Source organism: Lentilactobacillus kefiri, assembly GCF_007989105.1.
Classification (GTDB): Bacteria; Bacillota; Bacilli; order Lactobacillales; family Lactobacillaceae; genus Lentilactobacillus; species Lentilactobacillus kefiri.
Genome location: NZ_BJVK01000056.1, coordinates 1 through 7,115 on the forward strand (window position 1 = coordinate 1; position 7,115 = coordinate 7,115).

4 protein-coding genes are annotated in these 7,115 nt (G+C 44.3%); 2 read left to right on the forward strand and 2 right to left on the reverse strand.

Features of this window, described 5'->3' with window-relative positions:
* Positions 1 to 110: 110 nt before the first annotated feature.
* Positions 111 to 692, reverse strand: coding sequence for a recombinase family protein (locus tag LKE01_RS11095; RefSeq protein ID WP_054769832.1), 582 nt, complete (start codon positions 690 to 692; stop codon positions 111 to 113).
* A 178-nt stretch (positions 693 to 870) separates the two neighbouring features.
* Here LKE01_RS11095 and LKE01_RS11100 point away from each other — a divergent pair, with 178 nt between their 5' ends.
* Positions 871 to 3,876 carry a Tn3 family transposase gene (locus tag LKE01_RS11100; protein WP_095345039.1) on the forward strand — a complete coding sequence of 1,002 codons (3,006 nt, stop codon included), beginning with the start codon at positions 871 to 873 and terminating at the stop codon, positions 3,874 to 3,876.
* Between the two features lie 252 nt (positions 3,877 to 4,128).
* Here the strand turns inward: LKE01_RS11100 and LKE01_RS11105 are convergent, their stop codons facing one another.
* The gene (locus tag LKE01_RS11105) at positions 4,129 to 6,093 is read right to left on the reverse strand and encodes a sugar MFS transporter (protein ID WP_095345038.1); all 1,965 of its coding nucleotides are present in this window, start codon (positions 6,091 to 6,093) and stop codon (positions 4,129 to 4,131) included.
* A 198-nt stretch (positions 6,094 to 6,291) separates the two neighbouring features.
* Between LKE01_RS11105 and LKE01_RS11110 the strand changes: the two genes are divergently transcribed.
* Positions 6,292 to 7,095 (forward strand): AraC family transcriptional regulator, encoded by an 804-nt coding sequence (locus LKE01_RS11110; protein WP_095345037.1) that lies wholly within the window; start codon positions 6,292 to 6,294, stop codon positions 7,093 to 7,095.
* Positions 7,096 to 7,115 lie beyond the last annotated feature (20 nt).

The following is a 7,115-nucleotide window of genomic DNA, read 5'->3' on the forward strand; positions in this document are numbered from 1 at the left end:
CCAATATGTTCACACGCGTCTACCAGCTGATTGCCTAGATTATGGGGTCAATGGAACATCCATACGAAAAGTAGCGGTAGGAAGACGAATTAGTGAAGTATGAATTATGCTTACTGTTCGTCTTTTCGTTTGAGCTTTTTTAGTTTGAGCCGGTTTACTTCGCGATAAAAAGTGCCAGCCGAAATCTGATTGGTGGCCAAAATTTCTTTCACCGAATACTCGTTACTCCGGTACATCCGGATGGCAATCTTGAGTTTTTCCTGGGGAACTCGCGGCCGGCCAACCGTGACCCCGCGTCGACGACTAGCCGCAATCCCCTCCTTGACCCGATCGGCCAGCAAATTACGTTCTAATTCAGCAATCACACTCATCATTTGTAACATCGCCCGACCGGTGGGGGTGGCGGTGTCCATATTTTCTTTTAAGGAAACAAACTTTACTTGTTTTTGGTGCAGGAGTTGAATGAGATTTAAAATATCGAGGGTCTGTCGTCCCAACCGGGAAATACTTTCCACCACCACGACATCGTTGGCCCGAATGAGCTGGAGTAATTGATCAAGACCGGGCCGTTGGCGCTTGGTCCCTGTAAATTTTTCTTGGATAATTTTTTCGGCTCCATAAGCCTGCAGCTGATCGACCTGTCGATTTAAGTTTTGATCATCTTTGGAAACCCGTGCATAGCCAATAATCATTAAGAAACGCCTCCACTTTTAATTGATTTGCCAAAAAAAGCTATCTTTTGGCAATGGTTTATTATAAACTTTTTGAGAATGAGTTTTTAAAAACTCGTAAGCCCGTTAATTCAATACATAGAAATTATAACGGGTTCATTCCAAAAACTATAGTTTTTTTAAAACTTTGGAGGCTTATATGAATCAAGTTAACCAAATCCCAACCAATGTGAAAGGCCTAGGCAACTTTGCCGGCGCTCCCTCAACTGATCAATTGCGGTTATATTTTCAACTGACGGATTTTGACCGCGACTTAATTAAGGAAATGCGTTCGGCAGCTACCCAGTTGGGATTTGCCGTTCAGCTAGGGTCAGTCCGCTTTCTCGGCACCTTTCCAAATGATCTCCAACAAGTGCCCCAAGCCGTCATTGATTATCTAGCTTCACAGCTGTCACTCTCGGCACTGTCATTCACACAATATACACGACGCATGACGATTAGCCAACATCAGAATCTGATCCGGCAACGATATCATTATTGTAACTTCACGGATCCAACGATCAACCAATCCTTAACGGCATGGCTGCTAAAGCGGGCCAAGTACACAAATGAAACCAATCAATTACTGTCTGACATGTTACTGAAGAAGTGTTTAGATGAAAAAATCCTGTTGCCAGGAATCACGACTTTTGAACGGTTTGTCAGCCAAACCATTGAATTAGCCGCTGATCAAACTGACCAAGCGATTGCCGCAATCCCAACGGTAAGGGAAGTTCACCAACTAAGGAATCTATTAACGGCCGTCGAAACGCCCGTGTATGGGGCCACCATTCGCCTGGACGTCTTGCGAAAGCCGTTAATGGACGAAAGTCGAAAGGAAATTCAACGTGGTTTTCAGCGGCTACGACAATTTGGACAATTCCCAACGGAGACCTGGCAATTAGCTACGATTCCGGAAGGTAAACTCAAACAACTCGCCAAGTATGCCTTTAACGCCAAGGCCAGTTTGATTAAGCGGATGAATCCAACGCGCCAAACGGCTCTATTAGTCGCTTTTGTTTACGAGTATCGTAAGCGGGCCATGGATGAACAACTACTAGCGCTTTCCCGCTTTTATGAAACGCTGTTTAAACGTGCTAAGAATAAAGAAACTAAGGAACGGATGCGCACTTTAAAAGATTTAGATCAGGCGGCGCTCACTTTGGCGAAAATTGTGGGCTTAGTCTTGGACGATACCATTGACCAGCAAGCTCTACGACCAACAATCCTGCGACAATATGGGCCAGATAATATTCAGTCAGCCGTCACCCAAGTGAATCAACTGGTTCATAATGATGAAGAACCGATCGCCATTGAAGAATTGTTAACGGCTTACCGTAAATTCAGAAAGTTTATTCCTGATATTTTAGCGACCATTACCTTTGCCGGTACCCACTACGGTCAAGATAGTTTAACGGTTTGGCGGTTAATTGAGCAGCGCTTTCCCCGGCCAATTACCTATTCCATGTTTCAAAGCATCGAAGCTCAGCTCCCGAAAAAATGGCGATATTACATCAATCAGCACCCGAACCTTACCAACCAGTGCGTTTTAATTGCGGGCATCGAGCAATTAATGCATGGCCTCAAACGTCATGATATTTATGTGACCCAAAGTGAGCGCTACACCGATCCGATGGCCTGCCTGATTGATCAAACCACTTGGCAGTCGCAAAAAGCCATCTTAATTCAACAATTAAACTTACCAGAAACCGGTTCGGCGGCCGTTGAAATGCTTGAAACCGACTTAAATCTCTCGTATCAAGAGACGCTTAAGAATTGGCCGGATTCAGCAATGGCTCGGATTGAACAAGTCGGTGGTCACGATAAGATTGTGGTCGCCAAACTACGCAAAACGCGGGAACACAAAGATGAAGCCGCTTTTCGAAATCGCGTCCGGCGATTAATTCCCAAGATTGATTTATCTGATCTCCTGTTAGAAATGAATCAACAGTTACAATTAACCCACTGTTTTACCCATCTAAATGCCGGGGAGACCAAAATGAAGCATGTGGATATCAGTATCTTAGCCGTGCTACTGGCCGAAGCTTGTAATATTGGGCTTTCACCAGTAGCTAAGAAGACGGATCGCAATTTAAAACATGACCGGCTTTTGTACGTTGACCATCAATATCTACGATTAGATACGTTGTCAGCGGCTAACCACCGAATTATTAAGGCGCATCGGCAACTCAAAACGGCCCAAATTTGGGGCGACGGGCAAATGGCCTCGGCAGATGGAATTCGTTATGTCACCCCGCAGCGCTCACTTTATTCGCGCAGCAACCCGAAATATTTTGGCCGCGGTCGAGGAATTACTTTCTACAACTTTGTTTCTGATCAATACATTGGCTTTCATGGTATGGTCGTGGCCGGCACCTTACGTGATTCACTTTATTTGTTGGAAGGCTTTTTAAACCAAACCAGTGATTTAGAACCCCAACAAATCATGACGGATACGGCGGGGTATAGTGATTTAGTTTTTGGCTTGTTTGGCCTCTTAGGCTTTCAATTTAGTCCCCGAATTGCGAACAATCAGGGAACGAAACTCTGGCGTTGTGATCCTCAAGCTGATTATCAAATTCTCAATGGCGTTTCCCAAAATCGGATTAATCGACAATTAATTGCGGATAATTGGGACGATATTCTCCGAGTGGCCGGCTCATTAAAATCGGGGAAAGTCAACGCCACCGAATTAACACAAGCTTTACAGCGAGAAGGTCACCCCACTCAGCTGGGCAAAGCGATTACGGAGTATGGCAAAGTTTACAAGACGAAACATCAACTGCGGTATCTCTCCGATGAGGGCTACGCCCGCCAAATTTTAGAACAGCTCAATAAAGGAGAAGCCCGCCACGCGCTCTGCCGAAATATTTTCTATGGCCGGAAAGGCAAGCTGTATCAAACGTATTTTGACGGCATGGAGGAACAACTAAATGCCCTCAGTTTAGTGACCAATGCGATCATCTATTGGAACACCGTATATATGGAAGCAATTATTGCCAAAATGAAAACGGAGGGCTATCAATGCGATGATGAAATGATCGGCAAACTATCACCATTGATGTTTGAGCATATTAATTTTATCGGTCAGTATACTTTTCAATACGATGAAGCCCTCGCAGATGGCCAATTACGACCATTAGATACCCTTGAGGAAAATAGCTAATGTTCGGTTTTTAAAGCGTACCGCTATTTTTCGTATGAATGTTCCGAGACAATGATGGTTTAGTTCAGTGACAAAAAATCCAAAACGCTGTTAAATCAATGTTTTGGATTTTTTGTTGGGGTTCCTACCGCTACTTTTCGTATGGATGTTCCATTGACCCCATTTAACGCACTAAAGGCCCTCATTCCAGGTTTTGGAATGAGGGCCTTTAGTGCGTTAAATTCTGGGATCAAAACGCCTTTCGTCCCAATCTTATTTCTTCAATTGAGCCTTCACAAGTTCATCACCGTGACTAACGACCTCTTGCTGCGTGTAATCAGTCTGAACAACCTTGTCACCCTGTGTCAGCAAGACAACCACGGTATCTTTGTAGCCTGCCTGCTGAATCTTGTCACGGTTAAATTCCAGCAGTAAGTCACCCTTCTTGAAGGACTGGCCAGAATCAACATGGTTAATGAAGCCTTCGCCACGCATATTCACGGTACCAAGTCCCACATGAATCAAGACTTCCAAACCATCATTCGAGCGTAAACCAATGACGTGCTTGGTGGTAAACAGCATCAGCACTTGGCCATCAAACGGCGCGTATATCTTGCCTTCCGTCGGTTGAATACCGATTCCGTTACCTGGCAAGCCTTTATGGTCATGCTCGTCAACCACATCTGCCAAGTTAACGCACACACCACTAACTGGTGCGGCAACGGCAATTGTAGCAGCCTTGGCGCCAGGCATGGTAACTTCCGTTTGAGCTGTGGTGTTGTCTGCAGCTTGAGCTCCGGAAATTCCTTCAGTCGCTAATTTCTTCTGCAATTCATCAACAATCTCATCATGCTTCTTTTCAGAAATCTTTACCTTAAAGACGTAAATGAACAATGCAGCAACGAGCAGGAACAATGAAATCCAGAAAGCAACCAGTTTGAATAATGAAATGCCTCCGGGTGTCATTGAAGCAGCGGTTGCGGTACCGGTCATCCCGGCAGCAACGGCAACCCAACCAACAATGGCGTTTGAAATCGCACCGGACATCTTGTCCAGCATTGGACGGATGGCCAAGGTAACAGCTTCGTTACGGGTCCCATTTTTAAGTTGACCATATTCAATCGTATCAGTCAACGTCAGAATAACGGCCATGAAAATGAAGCCTTGTGGCACGTAATAAAGGATCATGGCGGTGATAACCATCGGTAAGTCATCAACTGACACAATCAGCAAAATGTAGGCTAAAATCATGCTGCACATGCTGACAGCGTAGATGGTCTTTCTGGTAACCCACTTATTGATGATGGGATACAACGGCGAGGTAAAGAAACCGGCAATTGTCGGGATAAGACCGGCAATCCAGAATAACCCAGGCTTATCCATGACGTACTTGAACATGTAGAACATCAGGCCGGCAGTGGAGGCGTTACCAAATCCATAAATTAGGTATGGAAATGCGGTCCACAGCATTTGATCGTTATGAGCCAAAGCCCAGAACATGTCTTTCAAACTTGTCTTTTGTTTAGTAACGGCACGCAAAGCATTATGTTTTTCATGCGTTCCCAAACCAACCACGAACGAGCAAATGATGCCGACAACGGCGATTAAAATGCCAAATGCCGTCCAGCCGGGTTGCCCTTCGTTGTGTGACCCGGTAAAGACAAACGTAACGTATGTGACAACAGGAACAATAATGATGGTCACAATGTTTTGACCAAATGCACTGAAGTTAGCAGCGGCAGTAAATAATGACCGTTCATGACTATCTTCAGTCAAAGCGGGCACCATGCCCCAATATGAAACATCTCTGAATGAATAAAAGATATCAAAGGTGATAAAGATCGGGATAAACATGATGGTGAACCAAGTTGCACTTATCCGCGATAAGCCAAAGATCCCGGAAAACAGTAATGCCAGTAATAGACTGGATATCGTCCCGGCACCAATCAGCCACGGCTTAAATTTTCCCCAGCGGGTATTGGTATTATCAACAATATTACCAATAATCGGGTCAATGAAAACTTCCACAAGCCGAATAATGAAAATCAATCCGGTAATCATTGCAATGAGCTTGTTGGCTTGTGCTTTTGGAACGCCGGTAAACATGGCCGAGGTAACATAGACCATAAAGTAGGTCCCGAAGGTCATATAAACCGCTGATCCACCTATATTCGCAAACCCAAAGTTGAAAATCGACCAGAATTTTTTCCGGCGATCTTTCTTTTGTACAGCATCCAATTTATAAAACGCCTCCCAGCGTGCCGATATCCGCCAAATAAATGCGGGTTTCGGTATGAAATATTTGAGAAATATTTGCTTACAAAGCAAGTATATAATGTAAGGGCTTTCACCAATGCCAACTTTTTACCCTAAAATACCCAAATTTAACCTAATTTAACCTAGTTATAGTAAAATAAACTAAAAGGGAGTGCTACTATGCGAATTGCATTTAATAAACCTGTGGAAACTATGCCGCTATATTGTGACAGTGTCGGCTATGACTGGAACCAGCCGCCAATTCACCGGCTAAATGGCTATTACGCCTACCATTGGCTGCAGACGCAAAGCGGCAGTGGCGTCATCACGATCGACCACCAAAGCATTTCATTGGAGCCACAACAAGGAATTCTCCTGCGCCCAAGAGTCGCTCATGAATGCCACCCAACTGGGGGAAGTCCCTGGAAAGTATCGTTTTTGACCTTCAACGGCACGCTTTGTCGTTCCCTGGCCGACTTTTTGAAACTTGGTGATTATCTGGTGATCAATCAAGTTTCGCCTGAACTAACAACTTTTATTCCGGAAGTCTTGAATGAATTTAACAACAGCCATCCGATTGCGCTGCTCGATCAATCCGTTCAAATCTATAAGTTTATCATGCTGCTCAAACAAAATAATTTACTAAACAATCACCGCTATCAGGATTCCGCCATCACAACTCCAATTCTCAAATACATTGCAAATCACTACGCCGAACCCATTTCCAATGAAAAGCTTGCCAAAGTTACCAGCTATTCGGTCACCTATCAAAACCGGGTATTTAAACGCTTATACACAATGACTCCGCTTGAGTATCTAACCGATTATCGAATGCGTAAGGCCAAGGAATTGCTGTTAACCAATCCAACTCTGGAAATTCGCGAGGTCGCCGCAAAAGTCGGCTTTCATAATCCATCACACTTCATTGATCAATTTAAAAAGTTTTATCGTACGACCCCCTCCCACTTTCGGAAATTCATTTAAGAAATCCGATTCAATCAAAA